This window comes from Staphylococcus cohnii species complex 1663, from assembly GCF_041008415.1.
GTDB classification, from domain to species: Bacteria; Bacillota; Bacilli; order Staphylococcales; family Staphylococcaceae; genus Staphylococcus; species Staphylococcus ureilyticus.
This window is the reverse complement of record NZ_JBFDVL010000004.1, coordinates 106,690-126,585: the sequence shown is the minus strand read 5'-3', so window position 1 is coordinate 126,585 and position 19,896 is coordinate 106,690. Positions and strand designations below refer to the sequence as shown.

The window sequence follows — 19,896 nt, the reverse complement described above, 5'->3', positions numbered from 1 at the left end:
ATTATGCTAAAATATCAGATATAACTGAAGTAAAGATATATAAAGGAGAATCTAATTTTGAAAAATAAAATGTTTGCAATTATTATCAGTGCAGTAATGGTGATTGTAGCTATTGTCTTAGTTATTATGATGGTTTCTGGTGGTCAAAAAGAGACATACTTCGGCTACATGAAAAATAGTACAACTGCTGATAAAGTAGTGAGTGAAAAAGACCATGAAGTAGAGGAAAATGTAAAAATACCTTCTAAATCAGGATTTAATCCTAAAAAAGGTGATTTTGTAAAACTTATTAAATCTGAGGACGAAGACACTTATAGTAAAATGGAAGTCGTTGATCACGATGACATTCCGCATGGTCTAATGATGAAAATTCACGATATGGACATGAAAGGCATGTAAATAAGTAAAACCGCGTCACAAATCAGCCCCATAAGCATTTCTTAGAAGTGCTTATGGGGCTGTTTGTGCCTTAAATAACATTAATTTTGTTTAACCCATCACTTGTTTTCAAAAACATCCTACTGTTGTTGTTTTATAATTAACATAATATAACCGTAATTAACAAAAAAGCACTGAATAGATTTATTTTCTATTCAGTGCAAAATGTCAGAATTTTAATTTAGTTTATATCGATTTTAGATAGGCTTGACCTTTCTCTTTGTCATAAGCATTTTCCCATTTTGCAATAACAATGGTAGATAATGCGTTACCTAATACATTTACACAAGTTCGTACCATATCTAATAGTCTATCGACACCGATAATCAATGCCAGTCCTTCAGCTGGTAATCCCATTGTTGTCAATGTTGTAATAAGTACTACAATTGATACTCCTGGTACGCCCGCCATACCTTTTGAAGCAACCATCAAAGTAACCATTAACATGATTTGTTGGCCGATGGACATATCGATGCCATACATCTGAGCAACAAATAAGGCTGCTATTGATTGATATAATGCAGATCCATCAAGGTTAAATGTATATCCAATTGGTACTACAAATGAAGTAATATCTTTTGGAGAACCAAAGTTTTCCATTTTTTTCATTATTATTGGTAACACAGATTCAGAACTTGATGTTGAAAATGCTAATACTAGTTCATTTTTTAGTATTTTAATAATAGAGAAAATACTAATACCGCATAATCTAGCTACGATACCAAGTACAACAATAATAAAGAATATCATTGCACCGATAACCACTAATAGTAATTTTAATAATGGTATTAATGCTGAAGCACCAAAAGTCATAATTGTCGTACAAATAAATGCGAATACGCCAATAGGTGCTAATTTCAATATTTTATTAATCATCCAAAACACAGCTTCTAATGAACCACTTAAAACCGCTTTTACAGGTTCTGCTTTTTTACCAATTGCTGATAATGCAACACCAAAAAACACTGCAAAGAAAATGATTGGTAGTAATTCACCTGAAGTCAATGCCTCGAAAAGATTTTGAGGCACAATGTTTACAATTGTATCGATAAAGTGATTTCCATATGTAGATGATTCGGCAGCTTTTGCCGAGGATTCATATGTTGAAATATCACCTTTGGGTAATTTATCTGGATCTAAACCTTTCCCTGGTTTAAATATATTCGCAAAAAGTATACCTAGTCCTATAGCTATTGTTGTTATAATTTCAAAATATAAAATTGTTTTAAAACCGTAACGTCCCACTGTTTTAGATTCACCTACATTGGATATAGATAATGCTAGTGAACAAAAAACAACTGGAATTACAATCATTTTTATTAAATTCAAGAAGACATCGCCAAAAGGCTTAATGTAATTTGCAATTTCATCGTGCCCATAAAGTAATAGGCCTACGATAACACCTAATACCAAAGCGATAATAACTTGCATTGGTAAACTGATTCTTCTTATAATTGCCATGATGTTTCTCCCCTTTTTCTGACATTGCTTAATTATATCAAAATAATTTTTATATAGATATAAATTTTTTCGGCAAAAAGAGTTGATATTACACTTAATTTTTATTTTTACTCATTTTATATATATATAAGTAACATAATTATTTTGACAAATATACAAAATTGGCGTTAAAGACTATGATATCACGCTATGATCGCTTACTAAAAGTTAGATATAATGATATAATCACAAATAAAACCACTACTCTTTTAGTCTATTTTTTATTTGAGTAACATAAGAAATCGGTATGATTTTTATATACATTTCACTTGAAATAGTGCTCAAAATGCTTAAGTTTTTTAATTTTTACTAAAGTAATCTATACGATAAAAGCATTTAATAAAAAATGGCTGATGCCATAAATAAATATGGTACCAGCCAACTTTATCCTGTTTTGCTTTAATCTATAAAATAATAACATCATTAAAAATAACTTTTAATCTTTAGGTTGATATTTTTCTTTAAAAGCATTATGTTTTGCGCCTTTGACATTTTTCTTAGTTTCTGGATCAAAACCTTGCACCAATATACCTTTATATGTACTAATCGGTTGAACGACATAAGTATGATCTGAATCATCTTTAAATTTAATTTCTTTATAATACAAACCTTTTTTAGCACTATATAATGTTTTCTCTGTTTGGATTTTATCAGTTAGATGAGTTTCATCTAAATAGTTATCAACTAACTCTAAATTTTTATGACCTTGATAAGTTCTTAAACCAAAGAAAAAAATTACAGCCAAAATTAACGAAATAATTAATAGTCCTAGTATTTTCAAAAACGTCTTCATTATTTATCTCCTTTTAAGTAAAAACAATTATTATACATACTCCATTGTTAATCCTCATACTCTTAAATTCCTAGACTACTTATTAAAATTCATAATATTAATATTATGAACGATAACAAATAAATTATAAAGTATTATTACCTTTTGTAACAAAATGTTCTTAATTTTTCGCTTATGTATAACTGTATATATTATAAAATATACATATATTCTTTATTACTTTTTGAATAATCCGTTCAAGACAATTTCACCTAACTTTAATATGAATGAAATTAATAAAATAACTCAAATAACACTTTCACAACAGTATAAAAATATTATGAATAAAGACACAACTGTTCCTTGACAATGTACGTAGTTCATAATAAGGTTAAATTTCAAAAGGGGTGATTAAATGGAGGACAAATTAAGTTACTTAGAAGAACAACTGTGCTTTCTATTTTATGTTTCATCAAAAGAAATAATAAAAAAATATACTTCATATTTAAAAGAGTATGATTTAACATATACTGGTTATATTGTTATGCTCGCAATTAAAAAAAATGAAAAAATCAACATCAAAACACTTGGACAACGCGTTTATCTTGATTCAGGTACGCTAACACCATTACTAAAAAAATTAGAAAAAAAAGGGTTTGTTAGTAGAACACGTGAGATTGATGATGAACGTAATTTACAAATTGCACTTACCGAACATGGTGCAAAAGTTCAAGATTCATTATCCGGTGTCTCTAGAAAAGTTTTTGGTGAATTTGATATGGATATCGATGAAGCCGTTCACTTAAAAGAGACACTACAAAATTTTGTGAATAAACATTTCACTAAAGAAATTTAATATATTAAGAGGCAAAGAAACGTTTAAAGTGTGTAGTTTATTTATGCTATTTTAAACTTAAACTTGCCTCTTTTTTATTTTTTCTAATTATACTTATGTTAACAATCATTGATACGCCATTTTTGATATGATCGTACATTTAGAATAATCAACGCTCATAGTTTGACTTTGACTTTCTTTGACTAATGTATTATAATATTAATATAAGGTTAAAGGAGAGGTGAAAAATGATGCAAAACACTCAAAATCTTTCTACAGATATTCTAGAAAATTTATTAACCGAGCATCATGATTTTAACGTAGATGTATATGAATCAAGTGATGCATATCAAGTCATGGCTGAACTGCCAGGTTACAGTAAAGAAGATATAGATATTCAATTTGATGAAAAGACATTAACAATCAGTGTTACAAATACTTCTACAACAACTCAAAACCAAGATAATTACTTGATTAAAGAGCGCAATTTTAATAATCAAAGTAGACAATTTATATTTAAAAATGTAGATGAACCTAATATTAAAGCAATGCTAAACGATGGTATATTAAATGTTACGTTACCTATTAACCATACAAAAAAACAAATTAATATTGATTAAATCGTAACAAAATAAATTTATTATATAAGGAGAGATGCTTTATGGCATTCAATATGAAACCATTCGATAATTCATTTTTCGATGCAAATCCTAGTGATTTATTCAGAGACTTTGGACGTCAATTTTTCGATCAATTTCCAGGAAGTAATAGCATTAAAACAGATGTCAAAGAACTTGAAGATGCTTACGTAGTAGAAGCAGAATTACCAGGTATGAAAAAAGAAAATATTAATCTTCAATTTGAAAATAATGTTTTAACAATAGAAGGTAAACAAGCATTTGAAAATAATAAAGAAGATGAAAATGGACGCATGATTCATCAAGAACGCAGCTTTAGTGATGTAAAACGTCAATATCAATTTGATAATGTTGATGAAAATGGCATTAAAGCTGCTTACGAAAATGGCATGCTAAATGTGACGCTACCTAAAAAAGAGAAAAAAGAGTCTTCTTATAATATTCAAATTGATTAAACATTAAAAGCAACACTTCCTAAAAGTGAAGTGTTGCTTTTTTTATTAAATTTATAGTTTTAGTTTACATTTTTAACCATTCTCGACATTGTTGTTAATGCTATAATTCCAAATATCGCTAATAATAAAAACGCTAAATGACTGGAACCTGTAACTATTGTGACATAAGAAATAACAATCGGTGGGAAGAATCCCCCCAAACCGTCCATCATAGAAACAATACCATTTGCAGTACCTGCCTCTTTACTAAAATATAAAAATAGGGAATTCCCTTAACTAAAACCTAAAGGAATCCCCTACTACATATCATCACTTAAAATGGCGGTTGTCCTAATACTTCTTCATCAAAACGATCTGGAATTAATACTTTTCTCATAATAACGCCTAAATCACCATCGTCATTTTCATGTTCCGCATAAACTTCATAACCTCTTCTTTTGTATATATCTAATAGCCATGGATGTTTGCGTGCAGATGTACCCAATGTCACTGCTGGTACCTTAAGCGTATCTCTAAGGAAGGTTTCTTCAACGTATTTTAATAACTTGCCGCCCAATCCTTGACCATCATACGAAGGTTTTGTAGCAAACCACCATACAAACGGATAAATAGAAATACGTCGTTTTGTCTCCCAAGGATAACGTACAGTTATCGTTGAAATAATTTCCGTGTTATTTTCCAAGACAAAAGTCGTACCCGTTTGTAAATTTTTTTCGACCATTTCAACACTAGCGTTGACAGATGGCCAATCAATACCTAATTCTCTTAATGGTGTAAATGCTTCATGCATTAATTTTTGCAATGCTTCAGCATCATCTATTTCAGCAATTCTAATATTATAGTCAGACATTTTGTCACTCCTTAGCGTTTCTCTTAAAGCTTCATTTTATTAAATCTCAAACATTAATTTACAGTAATACAATATGGTTTCTTGATAAATGAGTCAATTTTTTTGTTTTATAGATAAAAAATAAAAGACAATACGATTTCATTAAAGAAACCGCATTGTCTTTCTACTTTATCTTAAAATCAACTGCGCAAACTATCGCGTTTACCGTTTAAATAAGCATAAACCAGCCCAACAAATATACCTCCACCAATATAATTACCTATAAAAGCAAAGACTATATTTTTTAAAACGTGTAGCCATGCGACAGCGTCAAAATTATAAAAAACCATACCAGCATATAAACCTGCATTAAATACTACGTGTTCATAACCCATAAATACAAAGACAATAACACCACAGGCTATGAAGAAAGCTTTAGATAAACCATCTTTAAATTGAATTGATACGTAAATTCCAATATTTATGAAGAAATTACAGAAAATGGCTTTTACTAAAATGGCATACCATGTCGTATCTATGGTCTTTCCATCTACAAGCGTTGTTAAACTTGTCACCATTTCCGTTGTCATTATAGGCGTAAACTTCATTAACCCAAATAATACAAAACCTCCAATAATATTAAAAAAGAAGCATACTAACATGATGAGTAAAGCCTTGTTCATACCGATAAGTTTATAATACCATCCAACTGTTAAATACATAAAATTACTCGTTAATAATTCTGAATGTGTTAGTACGATTAATACTAAGGCTAAACTGAATGAAATAGCGCCTATTAAGTTAATGAGTCCTTCATTTGCACCATCAAATTGTGTTTTTATTGCAAGCATGAAAACTGTTACAATGGCTAACAAAAATCCAGACATAATCGATTTTAATGCATAACGTCCAGGTGTTTGGTCAAACATTACATCCTTCATTTGAACTTGATTATTAATGTTCTTAATTGTTTCGCCTGACATATATGTATCTTTGATGGCTTTATTATTATCTATCAACATCGACACCCTTCCCCTTTAAAATATTTAGATTTCAAACTTACAGATTCATTGTATTATTTTTTATTCAAATTTAATAGACGTACTTCTATTTTACATAAAAAAACACCTCCGTATAAATTCTTTTTAATGTGAATTCAACGAAAGTGTCTTTATTTCACTCCAAATATTAGAGACAGTTCATAACGAATTAGCGCTCATATTGGAGCGTGGATAGCTCTAACTTAATCGCGCTGCTTGCTGTTATTTTTTAAATTTTGTTAATATATGTAGGCCATAAGCAAAAATACCATAGCCTGTTAAAGTACGTAATAACCATTTGAATGTACTGCTACTTAAACATTTTTCATTTAACATCATAGCTGGTACAAGCGTACTTATCGTATATAACCCTAATACTTTTAAATAACGTTTATTCAATACACTCACCTCTTTTCACTTTTATTATAACTAAAAGCTAAAGTGTACAAGTGTTTCAATTCTTACATATCTATGACTATTTATTTTTTAAAAGTGTTTCTAAATTATCAAATGTGCTATTCATACCCGCTTCTACACCCATATCAAGTAATTGTTGTGCTGATTTAGGATCTGGTAGTTCTGCAGTGGATATAATACGTGTTGAATTCTCACCTTTCTGTTCTAATTGAATGACATTACGCATACTAGCCATATTTTTATCAATATTACCTTCTTTATCAGTAAAGTAATCGTTATAATCAATTAAATAAGGTGCTTTGACTTCATTATACTTTGTTAATGTATAACTTGTACCTTGATCAGTATATATTGCAAAAAACGCTTGACCTCCAGTCACAATATTAAATTCGAACACTTTTGTTGTTGCACCTTGAGGGTGGAACCATTGTTCAAATAAAGACTGCTCAGTATATGCGTCAAATATTTCTTCTGCAGTTGCTTCAAAATCTCTTTTAAATATAATTTTATTTTCATTTACTTCTATACTCACTTAAAACGCTCCTTTTTATTCATCATTCATAATTACATAAGATGTCACTGTTTTAATTTTGGCATTTTTACGATTGCTTTCAAACTCAATAAAATCCGCAAAGTAGACTGCTGTGCCATCACTATTTAACTGAGTACCATGCATTGCACCAAACTTTCCGTGTGTTAAATTATGCGTCACTTCTATTCTTTTAATATCTACTTTATGCGCTTCAATTTCATTGTGAAATTCATCTAAACTGTTCAATTCAAAAGCACCAGGCACTTGCCACTTGAAATTTGACACAACTGTTTGTGATAACTTATTCTTATCAGCTAATGCAGATCCAATTAGAAAATCTAACATGATTCGCCGTTTAGGTGCATTATCACACCCTAAATCTCCAACCATTTCAAATGGAAATTCTGAAGCCGCTTCATTTTTAAATGATAGTCCTGCTTCTGTTAACGCATTTTCTAATATGCTGATTGCTTTAGGTCCTACGCCATGAGTATCTAATATAGTAGTTCGTTCATATTTTGCTAATTCTTCTAAAGTATTTATACCGATCGAAGCTAACGCATTCGTTGCTGGACGACCAATTTTAGGTAACATTGTTGCCATTGAAATCCCCCTTTTTAATACTTTATACCCGCATAAAAAGATTTTAAATTTTATATAACAAAAAAAGATCCAAGACAAACATCAGTCTTGGACCTTTTTACTATAATTTTTGTTATTAATCTTCTAATGCAAATTCAAGGCTTACTTGGAAGTTTATATCCTTACCAATCATTACGCCACCAGTTTCAAGTGGTTGGTTAAATGTCACACCATATTTTTCACGGTTAATTGTGCCATTAGCGATGAATCCTGCTGTTGTAGCTCCATTTAATGGGTTTTTACTTTGACCTTCATATGATAATTCAAAAGTTTCTTCTTCAGTTACATCTTTAATTGTTAAATTACCAGTAACTGAATTTCCATCTACTTTTGTTACATCAAATTTAATTTCAGGGTAGTTTTCAACATCTAAGAAATCACCACTTTTTAAGTGATTATCACGATCACCAACGCGAGTGTCAATTGAATCTGCTTTGATTGTTAAACCACCTTTAATTGTACTTAAATCATTTAAATCTCCTTCAAGTGAAGCTTCGAATTCATTAAATCTACCTTTTATATTTGAAATCACCAGGTGTTTAACTGAAAATTCTACTACTGAATGTGCTGGATCAAAATTAAATTTTGTCATAAAAATTCATACCTCCAAATTATTAACTTTCTATTGATACATTTATTATATCAGGTATATTTTATATATCAATAGAAAAGCTCATATTTGTGTTTCTATGAAAAATATTCCCGTAAAACAAAATTTTACTCATTATCTATATAAATAATTAATTTCACTTAAATCCACACATTGATTTAGACTTTAATGTGCTAACATTTCTTTTTTAATTTGTGCTTTTGTTAATTCACTTGAGTAATATGTTGGCCAATTGTCTAATTCTTTTAATACTTTTTGTTTATTATCTCCCATAAATATATGGAAATGTTCTGCTTTTTTAGGTGCAATATTATGATCGCTAAATTGTACATATTTTGGTAAATCTTTATTATCGCCTACTCGTTTAAATGAATATCTGACACCTCTATTACCTTTTTCATATTTCAAAATATCTTTCCCATCGTATTTGTATTGGCCAGTTAAGGTCTTACCGTCTTTTTTAAAAGTAATCGTATCCTCCGTAATATTTATATTACTAATATTTGTCTTATATCCTTTTTGGTAATATGCTTTATATTCTTTTGCAGTCATTTGATTATCTTCTTTTGCTTTGTGTTTCATGACATCATCTAACGTGCCATCTTTTAAAAACGGATAAACTGATTGCCATTCTCCTTCATAATCAGTTAATTTTCTATCTTTTACTTGACTATCCTTAAAGTAGCCATCAGCAATTGCTTTTTCATGTTTATTATGTGCGTGTTCATCATCTGTTTTAACATTGTCATTTAATGCCATATCAAGATGTTTTATATTTTTTTCCATTAGGGATTGATATGTCAGTTTATTATCTTCTGCTTGTTCTTTTGATAATGACTCCATGTTATTAAACTTCAATGGTTTTGCTTTTGTTTCTTTGCGAATCGTATCTGTGACTTTATTAAAAACATTGGCTTCATACAAAATGTATTTTGCGCCTGAATCATTAATCTCTTTCACAATTTTTGCTAATGCTTTTTGAGATGGATCTTCAGCATTCATGTTTTGTATACCTTTTTGGACAAATCCATATCTTTCTGAAAGATAACCAATAGATTCATGTGATATATATACGGTATTACCTTGCTTATCTTCAGTGATGTTTTGCATTTTTTGATCTATGCCCATCAAATCTTCTTTCAACTTATTATAGTTCTTTTCATAATAAGATTTGTGTTTAGGGTCTTGCTTTATTAATTTATCTTTGATCTCTTTTGCAAAGACTTGATTAAATTTTGGGTCTAACCATACATGAGGGTCATAGCCGCCATGATGATGTCCATGTTCATGATGGTGACCATGTTCTTCATGTTCTTCATGTTCTTCGTCGTGTTGATCAGTTAATAATTCGCTTTTATCAATTTTATCTCCTAACGATACCTTTTTATCATCCTTTTTAATTGTTGCTGCCACTTTTTTAGCAATAGGATCCAAATCGTCACCTGTATACAGGAACATATCTGCTTTACTCGCATTCATAATATCTTTTTGTGTTGGCTCATATGTATGTAAATCTGCACCAGTAGGATAAATAGATTTAACTGAAACATACTTTCCACCTATTTGATTGGCAAATGATTTTAATGGAAATACAGTAGTATTAATTTTTATTTTGTCATTATCTTTTGATTCGTTAGACTTTGTGGCACTACAAGCAGTAACGATGATCGCTAATATAATGACAAATGACAGTATGTATATTGACTTTTTCATTCTTATTCCTCCTCAGATAGTAATCATTACGATTTAAAATTATAACTGTACTTTTCGAGATATGCAATACATATTTTGATTTTTTCGTAATTGTTTCGATTTAATAAGTTAGTCCTTCTTTTTCATATAAACTAAAAAAGCCCGTTCCTAAATGTTTTATAAAACGTTCAGGAACGGGCTTTTGATATTAAAGTTTAAATCTAAATTTTAATATTTAACTTTCTTCAAGTATTTTTTTATAGTTCTTATATTTATACGGGTCCTCTACTTTTTTACCTGCTACAAAAACTGTAGGTGCTGTTTCAATATGGTTTTCTTTATATTGTTTTTGATCTTGTTCGGCTGCTTTCCATGATTCACTATCTTTTGTTTTATAACTCGCTTTTATCTTTTCTTTTTTACCATTTGAAATTTCCAATAGATTTATTTGTTGATCAACGAGTTGTTCGGTAATCCATTTTTTTTCTGAGTTCGGTTGTTGCTTAAACATTAACTTTTGAAATTTTAAATATTGTTTAGGTGCATATTGCCTTACTGCATGACCTGCCCTTGAACCTATAATTGAATCTTTTCCTAAAAATGCCATATTAACAAATTGATAATCTACTTTTTTCGTATCAATATATTCTTTTTTTAATTTAGGCATAATATGTTCTTCTACTTTTTTACAATATGGGCACTTAAAATCACCATACTCAATAATTTTAATCTTTCCACCTTTTCCATATTTGTCATCTTGATGTACATTTTGATTGTCATTCGAACATGCGGAAACAAAAATGACTACTGCCATTAATAACAAACTTAACCAACATTTCTTCATTTGTTAAAAACACACCTTCTTATCTTGTTTTATTCTTCTAAGTTCATATTTTCTTCTTTATAATCCGCATCATGTGCATGTGAATATGATTTTGAATTAAAGTTTTTTAAGTAATGTGCTTTACCATCTGTTATTTTATATGTATAAAAATGAACTTCATCATCATCTTTTAATGGTTTATAAGCAATAGTCACATATTTACCTTTGTCATACACATAGATATTCGCATTCTTTTTTTCAAACTTAGATTCCACATCGCCATTTTGCTTATCAGCTAAAATCTTTTGTTGTTTTTTCTGTTGATGCACTGCTTTGTCAATCTCATCAGCATATTTCCCACTACTGCACCCAGCTATAATGATTATTGAAATGAACACCATCGTCATTAATTTTTTCATATTTACACTCCTAATATTACTTCTCATATCTAATATTATTTAACCATAAGTTTTATCTTACAACGAAAATCTTTGATGTGCTAGAACTATAACATTATTTTTATATTTATATAAAAACACTTCCGAAAAATTCATTCATAAATGAATTTAACGAAAGTGTCATATTTACCGTAAAAAATTAAATTTTCACCTATGGTACAACTTTATCCTAGCTATAACTCAATTAATTTCATTTTCATCATATTAGTGCCACTTTGATTGCTAATGCACCGTAATTAAGTTCATCTGTTTGTGAATAAATTTGATATATAGCCGCTAATTTTTGAGAAAGTTGATCATCTGCTTTCGCTCCAACTTCTTCATTTGTATATTGATTCAACAGTGACTGAAACGAAGAAAACACTACAATTTCCTTAACTTGGACTGTTAATGTTTCTTCATTCATTAAATTTTGGAATACAATATAATCGCCGCTTTTAATTTCTTGTCTTTTTTCATCATTCAATCTAATTTCAATCGTTTTGACTTCGTTTTTCATTAATTGAAAAGGTTCATTATTTAAATGCATCGAGTGTTCTATAATCCATACGCTCCATTCATAATATTTATATTGATATCAAAGTATCATAATATTAATATCATTTACAAGACAATTTCGCTTAATGCAGTACGATGTCGCAATTTTAATTATTCAGCATTCTTTTCTTCTAATTTAAGTTGTCTTTTGCTTTTCAACATAAACACACTTATTAAACTGATAATTGATATAATGACTGCAAACCAAAAGGCACCGTGATACCCACTTAGCAATGCTTGATGTTGAATTTCTGCCGTCATTTGTTTTTGGCTCATATCTTTAAACTCAGACATATTTGGTGTGTAGTTTTTAGCAACCTGACTCATAATTGTAATCAAACCTGCTGTACCAATTGATGCAGATATTTGTTGTATAGTATTTGTCATCGAAGAACCATGGGCATTCATTTCTGGCGCTAATTGATTCATTGTATGTGTCATTAATGGCATTAAACCAAGTGCGATACCAATCATACGAATAGCATATACAGTAGCTAATATCGCTGATGAAGTATGTTCATCCATGATTACAAAATAAGAAGTTGTTACAACTACAATAAACATACCAATGAATGCTAATATTTTAGCACCATATTTTTCATAGAGTAAACCTGAAATCACTGACATAATCCCCATTACGATAGCTCCAGGTAATAAAATCAATCCTGATTGAAGTGCTGAGTCATTCATAATATTCTGCACAAACATCGGTAACACAGTTTCAGAACCAATCATTGAAATCATGGTAAAAGCCATTATGATAATACCTACGGCAAATTGACTGTCTTTGAATACTGAAAAATCAAGCAGTGGATTTTCCAAACGTGTTTGACGAAATATAAAAGCAGCAACTAAAATAATGCCACCAATTACAGTAGTCAATACAATTGGATCGTTCCAGCCATCACGAGAAATTGAACTTGTACCGTATAGCAAACCACCAAAACCGAACACAGATAAGATTATTGATAAAATATCAATACGTGTCTTTCGATTAGTACCAACATTTTTGACGAATTTAAGTGCACCAATGAAAGTAAGTGCAGCTATTGGAGCAACGACATGGAATAATGAACGCCAATTTAAATACTCTACTAAATAACCAGACAGTGTCGGACCAATTGCTGGAGCTAAACCAATCACCAAACCAAAAGTCCCCATATATTTACCTCTTTCATGAGGTTCAAATACATCTAAGATCGTCGTCATCATCAGTGGCATCATGATACCAGAACCAAGTGCTTGAACAATTCTTGCACTTAATAAAACAGAAAAGTTTGGACTAAATCCTGCAATTAAAGTCCCGATAAAAAAGATAAATATTGCAGTTAAAAATACTTTTCTTGTTGAGTATCTTTGAATAATCATTGCTGACAATGGGATTATTACACCATTGGTCAATAAAAAGGCCGTAGTAAGCCACTGTACTTGTGTGTAATCTATTTTAAAATCTTTCATTATGCTTGGTAATGCTGTAGTTAATAAGGTTTCATTTAATAATCCAAAAAATCCACCACACAACATCATCAAAATCATTATAATTTTCGTCTTTTGATCCATTTTTGTACTCCTATTTTCTATTAATTTATCAACTCTTTTTAGTCGCATTTCTGCATTATACATATTTTAGTTTAATTTATCATTAAAAATACTTAAAATATTAGTTTTATTTTAATCTTTTATTTTGAGAGATTTAAAAAATAGTCATAAATCGTAATAATTACTATTTACATTTCAGGTTTTTTCTTACATAATATCTATAGATAAAGGAGGTCCTCACCATGAAATTAGATTTACAAACAGCACGTCGTAATTTAAATAGTCCTAATATTAAAACACGGAAACGTGCACGCAAAATTATCCAACAACATAAGCGAAATAAATAAAAATAGAAGTAACACTTCAAAACCAATGGTAATTTGTTTCTGGTTTTGTCGCATTACTTCTAAAATGTGGCTTGATTCCTGAAAATATACATTTATATACTTCAGGATCAGCCATTATTTTATTTAAACGATTCATTATCTATTTATGAGGTCTTTTTTTACTTACATTTATTGAAAAACTATAAGTAATATTTATTTATTACTTTTAAATCATCTGTTAAATCATAAATCAAAGGCGCTCCAGTTTTAATTTCATATCCTACAATATCTTCATCTGATACATCTTCTAAATACTTAATTAATGCACGTAATGAATTTCCATGTGCAGAAACAAGCACAGTTTTTCCATCTAATAACTGTTGTGAAATTTGGTCGTTCCAATAAGGAATCACCCTAATTAAAGTGTCTTTCAAACTTTCTGATTCAGGCATAACTCTTCTATCTAAATGTTCATATTTTCTATCATTTAAATAGTCTTTTCTTTGTTCTTCACTTTGTTCAGGTGGTGCTATGTCATATGAACGTCTCCATATATGTACTTGTTTTTCTCCAAATTTTTCTCTTGCTTTATCTTTGTTTAAACCTTGCAATCCACCATAATGACGCTCATTTAAGCGCCAAGATTTAATAACAGGAATAAATAACTGTTGAGATTCATCTAATAAGTGAAATGTAGTTTTAATGGCGCGTTGTAATAAAGACGTAAAGGCGATATCAATCTCTATACCCTGTTCTTTTAATTTTTTTCCCGACGTTACTGCCTCAGTTCTTCCCTGTTCTGATAAATCTACATCAGCCCAACCTGTAAATAGATTCTCAGCATTCCAAACACTTTGTCCATGTCTACATAAAATTAGTTTTGGCATAATATTCCTTCTTTCCATTGAATAAAATTATATTATCACCCGTTTTACAAAAATATTACAGTGATATACAGATATAAATCTTGTTACGACAATACTTTATCTATAATTTCTCATGCCATACATTAAAATTATAACAATTTACACTTAATTTTGAAATGATTGTATTCATTTATTCATAAATGACTTTTTATTTTTATTTTACTGTAACCTGTCTATAAAAAAATGATGTTATAGTTGTAAACGTTGATAAACCGAGCAATACGACAGACAAAAATAAGCACTTTTAAAACAACTATGCAGATTAACAAATACAATTTGAAATTATTTAAAACAAACAATTATTAGGAGGATTTTTCAAATGAAAAAATTATTATTAGCTTCATTCGCATCAGTAACAATCGCTACTGCTGGTGTTGGTTTAACTTCAAATACATCTACAGCTGATGCTGCAGAAACTACTCAAGCAAACAATGATGTATATAGTGAATTTATTGCTGCTGGTGGTACAAAAGCACTTTGGGATAACATTGTAATGCCAGAATCAAGCGGTAACCCAGATGCGGTGAATGAATTAGGATATAGAGGTTTAGGACAAACGAAGGAAGCTTGGGGTACTGGATCTGTAACTGAACAAACAAAAGGTATGATTCAATACGCTGAAGAACGTTATGGCTCAATTGATGCAGCAATTGAATTCCGTGCTGCAAATGGTTGGTGGTAAAACGAATTTTATGCATTTCTTCAATATGTAAAAAAATAAAGCCCCACTTCTCAATTTATTGAGTTAGTGGGGCTCATGCATAGGCTGAATCTCAGGTGTTCCTCTATATTTTTTTAAAATTCTAGTCATTCTTGCCAGGGTGGAGCAGTGAAATCTTTTTGATAAAAATAGATTTCTGTTCCACTCGTTTTTTTTACTATAAAATAAGCTAATAAAATTTCAGTTTATACATCAATATTCATTAAATACCTTAATTCAGGTTATCCTTTAGTAGTTTATTAACTTAATATGAATATAAGTCATGATAATAATCAAAATTATTTACTTTCTCGACATCTTAGTTACTGTATTGACTGTGGCTCAGGATGCACATAAACTGAAGAAATGCCTTTGCTATGCATATGTTGTTCTACTTTGTCGCAAATGTGATGTGCTTCCTCTAAAGACAAATCTGATTTTACTACAATCGTTACATCTACAAAAACACTACTACCGTGGTAACGACCTTTAATATTTTGTACTTCTATTACATCTTCAATTTCTAACACATAATTTTTATAAGCTTCTAATTCTTGCTCGTTAAAACCGTCACTTAATGTAAAAATTGATTCTTTAAAGATACCAAAACCAGTATATATTATAAGTAAGCCTAAAATAATGGCTAATATCGTATCAATGATTGGAAATCCAAATTGTGTAAATACTAAACCAATTGCAGTTCCTAAACTCACTAACGCATCCGACAAATTGTCCTTAGCTGCAGAATTCAGAGAACTACTTTGGGTATGATTAGCAATTCTTTGATTAATATAAAACACAGCTAGCATAATCAAACCACTAATGACACTGACATAAATATTTATAATATTAGGAGTATGATGTTCGCTTGTGAATAATTCAGGAACATTCTCTATAATGACTTGAATACCTACAAACATTATAATAAATGACACGAGTAATGATGATATATTTTCAGATTTCAAATGTCCATATGGATGGTTTTGGTCTGCAGGTTTAATAGAAATTTTCAACCCAATAATTACGGCCAAAGAAACAATAATATCTGTCATGTTATTTAAACTATCTGCTTTTACAGCTGCAGAATCATATAAATAACCTACAATAAATTTAGTCACTGATAATATGATATAGACGATTAAACTTAAAAAGGCACCTTTTTGTGCTGTTTCCAATTTTTCTTTTTGACTCATCTTACGTTCCACCTTCAGTATGATTGAATACTTATTATGACTCAATACAAACATATTTACAACGATTTTTATTCAAAAATTATTTAATATAAATAAACTAATTATTTTTTTAGCCAATCCTAATATTAATTATAAAATTGAGCAAAAATAAGAGACCAAGTTTGAAATAAATCATATTTTTGATTCCGAAACTTGATCTCATAAAAATAACTATATTTAAAATGTTGGTCTATTAATCATTTAACTAATCTCTCAAAATATATTTAGAGAGCACAAATGTTATAGGTATCGTAATGATAAGCCCTGCAAAAGGTGCTATCACAGATGATATACCAAACCATTGTACAAAAATGTACAATAATAAAGTTTGCATGCCCATATTGACAACTTGAGTTAATGGAAACTTTAGGAATTTACTCCAAGTTGGTGTCACTTTATAAACAAAGTAACAATTTAAATAATAAGAAATAACAAAACTAATGATAAATCCACTGATATGACTAACTAAATAATTCATTTCTAATAACTTCAATAAACAAAGATAGACAATGTAATAATTTAAAGTATTCATACCGCCTACAATCACAAATTTAATCACTTCATAGTGTGTTTTAGTCAAATTCATTTTTTACTCCTTAGTAAATTTCCATGTCTTTTTGAATAATTGCTATTAAAAACATATTATTAACGCGCTATATCTAGTATAATACTTTATCATATAAATGTATGTTTTGTATTATATTAATAATTACAACGAGCTCAATTAATATGCTCGTTTTTAAGTATACATGGTATTTAATATATTACTTTTATAAGTAGTTACAAAACGAGATAACATGTTTATAATTAAGCATTAGAGAGTATTTTAAAGGAGTTTCAAACATGGACAAGATTTCAAATCGTCAACTGCCAATTATGGTCATTATTGTGTTAGGTATCATGACTACATTTGGTCCTTTAACCATAGATATGTATGTGCCATCATTACCGAATGTGCAACATGACTTTAGTGCATCCGTATCTCAAGCACAGCTTACTTTATCATTTGCAATGATTGGTCTTGCTATTGGACAATTTATATTTGGACCTTTGTCTGATACATATGGACGAAAAAAAGTTGCTTTATTTATCATTTCAATCTATGCGCTCGCTTCTTTACTGGCGGTTTTCACTGCTTCCATGGGTGTCTTACTCACTTTGCGACTAGTTCAAGGTTTAACTGGCGGAGGTGCAATAGTAATCGCCAAAGCTACTATGGGGGATCAGCATGAAGGAAAAGCGTTAGCTAAAGGACTAGCATCATTACTCGTAATTAATGGAATCATTACGATTATTGCGCCAATCATAGGTGGATACGCACTAACGATATCCAATTGGAAAGCAGTATTTGTAATTCTGACCATCGTAAGTGTTATTATTTTATTTTTGTCGATCCGCCATTTAGAAGAAACACATCAACCAAACAGAGCAAAACTTAATTTCAAAGTTATTTTTAAAGATTTTGCTCATTTGTTAAAAACACCTGCATTTATTATTCCAATGATTTTACAAGGTTTAACGTACGTAATGTTATTTAGTTTTTCATCAGCGGCACCGTTTATTACACAAAAAATTTATGATATGACGCCTCAACAATTTAGTTATTTGTTTGCTTTTAACGGCATTGGCCTTATTATTATGAGTCAACTTACAGCCAAACTTGTGGCATATATGAATCGCTACTTTTTGCTAATTATGTTAACAATCGTTCAAATAATTGGCGTTGTACTTATTATTGTGGCATTAACACTGCATTTGCCGTTATGGGTATTAATTATCGCATTCTTTTTAAATGTATGTCCTGTAACAGGTATCGGACCTTTAAGCTTTGCATTAGCAATGGAAGCTCGTACTGGTGGTAGTGGTAATGCTTCCAGTTTACTAGGTCTATTTCAATTTATACTTGGTGGTATTATGTCACCATTAGTAGGATTACAAGGTGAATACAGTATCTTACCATATACGATTATTTTACTAATCACTGCAGTGCTAATCATTGGGTTAGAAATTGGGTTAAAGTCGTTTCTTATTAATAAGCATATAACATGAATTAAAGCTTAAAAAATACATTCAAAGCATTATCAACATTCACAATTAATTTAATAACATATGTATTGATTTGAAAAAACTTGGGGTAAAGACTTAATATAGACGCCACTAAATTTGTGTATCAACATGCATTTAGTGGCGTCTTTTCTTTTGTTTGCTTCAATATACCAATCTATAAAATACTATAAACACAATAAATGTCCAATTCTACTTGACTTGAAATAGAAATGGACGATTACACGACACAATTGTGTTTATATTTCTAACATCGTTGATTTCAAACTTCTATTCTACTATTTGATTGGAAACCAAATTTCAGTAATATAGTCGTTTGAATGTAATTCACCTGGTTTATACAACTCAAAAAAAGGAGCGCTTCGCAATTCATAATCTAGAGTATGTAAGATTTTTCTATGAATGGTTTGCATTGCTTGTTTAATCGATTCTGGAACTGGACCTTTGGCATCAAATACTAAGTATCTGCCTTCTACTAATTCTACTTGTTCCCAATCACTTTGCGTTTCCTCATTTGTCACACCTATTAAATAATGCATTTCGCCATTTTCTTTAGGAAGACAAACACCTAATAACCCTTCGAGGTATTGATTACTTTGTGATATCAAGTGATTTTTGTAACCCATTGCTTCAAATTCCATCCAAAACTTAAAAATATTTTCTTGTGCTTTTTGTCCAGTTGCATATGCTCTTTTTACCCCTACAACTGGCACTGGAATGTCGGATAATGTTTCTATTCTATAATCCATTGTTTTCAACCCCTTTCGGACATTATAACCATTTTTATTAAAATATATCTAATATTAACTATGATTTAAGCATCTTTGTAGTCACTTAAATCGATATAGATATATAATAAAAGCAATCATCAATGTTAATAAATCTTTAATA

General features: G+C 29.9%; 24 protein-coding genes and 1 pseudogene. 7 read left to right on the top strand and 18 right to left on the bottom strand.

From position 1 onward, the window contains the following. Nucleotides 1-57 precede the first annotated feature (57 nt). Nucleotides 58-399 (top strand): DUF4889 domain-containing protein, encoded by a 342-nt coding sequence (locus AB1J10_RS06085; RefSeq protein ID WP_019468837.1) that lies wholly within the window; start codon nucleotides 58-60, stop codon nucleotides 397-399. Nucleotides 400-624: 225 nt separating this feature from the next. Here the strand turns inward: AB1J10_RS06085 and AB1J10_RS06080 are convergent, their stop codons facing one another. Together AB1J10_RS06080 and AB1J10_RS06075 are read right to left on the bottom strand one after the other, a co-directional pair. Beyond that, entirely contained in the window at nucleotides 625-1,899 is a 1,275-nt protein-coding gene (locus tag AB1J10_RS06080) for a cation:dicarboxylate symporter family transporter (RefSeq protein ID WP_019468836.1), read from the bottom strand. A gap of 475 nt (nucleotides 1,900-2,374) precedes the next feature. After that, nucleotides 2,375-2,731, bottom strand: a complete 357-nt coding sequence (locus AB1J10_RS06075) for a DUF3139 domain-containing protein (RefSeq protein WP_019468835.1) — start codon at nucleotides 2,729-2,731, stop codon at nucleotides 2,375-2,377. A 394-nt stretch (nucleotides 2,732-3,125) separates the two neighbouring features. Here AB1J10_RS06075 and AB1J10_RS06070 point away from each other — a divergent pair, with 394 nt between their 5' ends. From AB1J10_RS06070 to AB1J10_RS06060, 3 genes are all read left to right on the top strand, one after another. After that, nucleotides 3,126-3,566, top strand: coding sequence for a MarR family winged helix-turn-helix transcriptional regulator (locus AB1J10_RS06070; RefSeq protein ID WP_046207582.1), 441 nt, complete (start codon nucleotides 3,126-3,128; stop codon nucleotides 3,564-3,566). A gap of 227 nt (nucleotides 3,567-3,793) precedes the next feature. After that, entirely contained in the window at nucleotides 3,794-4,165 is a 372-nt protein-coding gene (locus AB1J10_RS06065; protein WP_070657944.1) for an Hsp20 family protein, read from the top strand. A gap of 41 nt (nucleotides 4,166-4,206) precedes the next feature. Then, nucleotides 4,207-4,638, top strand: a complete 432-nt coding sequence (locus AB1J10_RS06060) for an Hsp20/alpha crystallin family protein (RefSeq protein ID WP_107365715.1) — start codon at nucleotides 4,207-4,209, stop codon at nucleotides 4,636-4,638. 59 nt (nucleotides 4,639-4,697) lie between these two features. On the opposite strand, the pseudogene AB1J10_RS06055 reads toward AB1J10_RS06060, so the two are convergent. The 12 genes and pseudogenes from AB1J10_RS06055 to AB1J10_RS06000 form a co-directional block, all read right to left on the bottom strand. Then, nucleotides 4,698-4,892, bottom strand: a pseudogene (locus tag AB1J10_RS06055) (MFS transporter); the annotation flags it as partial. A gap of 59 nt (nucleotides 4,893-4,951) precedes the next feature. After that, on the bottom strand, nucleotides 4,952-5,488 hold the full coding sequence (locus tag AB1J10_RS06050; RefSeq protein ID WP_019468831.1) for a GNAT family N-acetyltransferase: 537 nt from the start codon (nucleotides 5,486-5,488) through the stop codon (nucleotides 4,952-4,954). A gap of 179 nt (nucleotides 5,489-5,667) precedes the next feature. Then, nucleotides 5,668-6,486: a formate/nitrite transporter family protein gene (locus tag AB1J10_RS06045; protein WP_026034775.1), complete on the bottom strand. Its 819-nt coding sequence runs from the start codon at nucleotides 6,484-6,486 to the stop codon at nucleotides 5,668-5,670. Between the two features lie 243 nt (nucleotides 6,487-6,729). Next, a complete protein-coding gene (locus AB1J10_RS06040) occupies nucleotides 6,730-6,906 on the bottom strand; it encodes a hypothetical protein (protein WP_046207579.1) in 177 nt (58 codons plus the stop codon). Between the two features lie 76 nt (nucleotides 6,907-6,982). Further along, entirely contained in the window at nucleotides 6,983-7,456 is a 474-nt protein-coding gene (locus AB1J10_RS06035) for an SRPBCC family protein (protein ID WP_046207578.1), read from the bottom strand. Nucleotides 7,457-7,471: 15 nt separating this feature from the next. After that, nucleotides 7,472-8,059, bottom strand: a complete 588-nt coding sequence (locus tag AB1J10_RS06030; protein WP_019468827.1) for a hypothetical protein — start codon at nucleotides 8,057-8,059, stop codon at nucleotides 7,472-7,474. Between the two features lie 115 nt (nucleotides 8,060-8,174). Further along, nucleotides 8,175-8,690 (bottom strand): YceI family protein, encoded by a 516-nt coding sequence (locus AB1J10_RS06025; RefSeq protein ID WP_019468826.1) that lies wholly within the window; start codon nucleotides 8,688-8,690, stop codon nucleotides 8,175-8,177. Nucleotides 8,691-8,873: 183 nt separating this feature from the next. Then, complete coding sequence (gene adcA, locus AB1J10_RS06020; RefSeq protein WP_369003050.1) at nucleotides 8,874-10,421, bottom strand: zinc ABC transporter substrate-binding lipoprotein AdcA; 1,548 nt, start codon at nucleotides 10,419-10,421, stop codon at nucleotides 8,874-8,876. Nucleotides 10,422-10,635: 214 nt separating this feature from the next. Further along, nucleotides 10,636-11,244, bottom strand: coding sequence for a DsbA family protein (locus AB1J10_RS06015; protein WP_019468824.1), 609 nt, complete (start codon nucleotides 11,242-11,244; stop codon nucleotides 10,636-10,638). 29 nt (nucleotides 11,245-11,273) lie between these two features. Further along, the gene (locus AB1J10_RS06010; protein WP_019468823.1) at nucleotides 11,274-11,642 is read right to left on the bottom strand and encodes a DUF4467 domain-containing protein; all 369 of its coding nucleotides are present in this window, start codon (nucleotides 11,640-11,642) and stop codon (nucleotides 11,274-11,276) included. Between the two features lie 238 nt (nucleotides 11,643-11,880). Beyond that, nucleotides 11,881-12,210 (bottom strand): ASCH domain-containing protein, encoded by a 330-nt coding sequence (locus tag AB1J10_RS06005; protein ID WP_019468822.1) that lies wholly within the window; start codon nucleotides 12,208-12,210, stop codon nucleotides 11,881-11,883. 119 nt (nucleotides 12,211-12,329) lie between these two features. Then, nucleotides 12,330-13,778, bottom strand: a complete 1,449-nt coding sequence (locus AB1J10_RS06000) for an MDR family MFS transporter (protein WP_019468821.1) — start codon at nucleotides 13,776-13,778, stop codon at nucleotides 12,330-12,332. A gap of 221 nt (nucleotides 13,779-13,999) precedes the next feature. Between AB1J10_RS06000 and AB1J10_RS05995 the strand changes: the two genes are divergently transcribed. Continuing rightward, nucleotides 14,000-14,104: a putative metal homeostasis protein gene (locus tag AB1J10_RS05995; protein WP_017722768.1), complete on the top strand. Its 105-nt coding sequence runs from the start codon at nucleotides 14,000-14,002 to the stop codon at nucleotides 14,102-14,104. Nucleotides 14,105-14,283: 179 nt separating this feature from the next. Here AB1J10_RS05995 and AB1J10_RS05990 read toward each other — a convergent pair whose 3' ends face one another. Next, nucleotides 14,284-14,970: a 2,3-diphosphoglycerate-dependent phosphoglycerate mutase gene (locus AB1J10_RS05990; RefSeq protein WP_107365939.1), complete on the bottom strand. Its 687-nt coding sequence runs from the start codon at nucleotides 14,968-14,970 to the stop codon at nucleotides 14,284-14,286. A 358-nt stretch (nucleotides 14,971-15,328) separates the two neighbouring features. Here AB1J10_RS05990 and AB1J10_RS05985 point away from each other — a divergent pair, with 358 nt between their 5' ends. Next, entirely contained in the window at nucleotides 15,329-15,691 is a 363-nt protein-coding gene (locus AB1J10_RS05985; RefSeq protein ID WP_019468819.1) for a hypothetical protein, read from the top strand. 341 nt (nucleotides 15,692-16,032) lie between these two features. Here AB1J10_RS05985 and AB1J10_RS05980 read toward each other — a convergent pair whose 3' ends face one another. Next, nucleotides 16,033-16,902, bottom strand: a complete 870-nt coding sequence (locus tag AB1J10_RS05980; protein ID WP_107365938.1) for a cation diffusion facilitator family transporter — start codon at nucleotides 16,900-16,902, stop codon at nucleotides 16,033-16,035. A 244-nt stretch (nucleotides 16,903-17,146) separates the two neighbouring features. Then, nucleotides 17,147-17,527, bottom strand: a complete 381-nt coding sequence (locus AB1J10_RS05975; protein WP_019468817.1) for a GtrA family protein — start codon at nucleotides 17,525-17,527, stop codon at nucleotides 17,147-17,149. Nucleotides 17,528-17,784: 257 nt separating this feature from the next. On the opposite strand from AB1J10_RS05975, the gene AB1J10_RS05970 reads away from it, so the two are divergent. Further along, nucleotides 17,785-18,990: a multidrug effflux MFS transporter gene (locus tag AB1J10_RS05970; protein WP_107365559.1), complete on the top strand. Its 1,206-nt coding sequence runs from the start codon at nucleotides 17,785-17,787 to the stop codon at nucleotides 18,988-18,990. Between the two features lie 293 nt (nucleotides 18,991-19,283). Here AB1J10_RS05970 and AB1J10_RS05965 read toward each other — a convergent pair whose 3' ends face one another. After that, a complete protein-coding gene (locus AB1J10_RS05965) occupies nucleotides 19,284-19,754 on the bottom strand; it encodes a GyrI-like domain-containing protein (protein WP_046207573.1) in 471 nt (156 codons plus the stop codon). Nucleotides 19,755-19,896 lie beyond the last annotated feature (142 nt).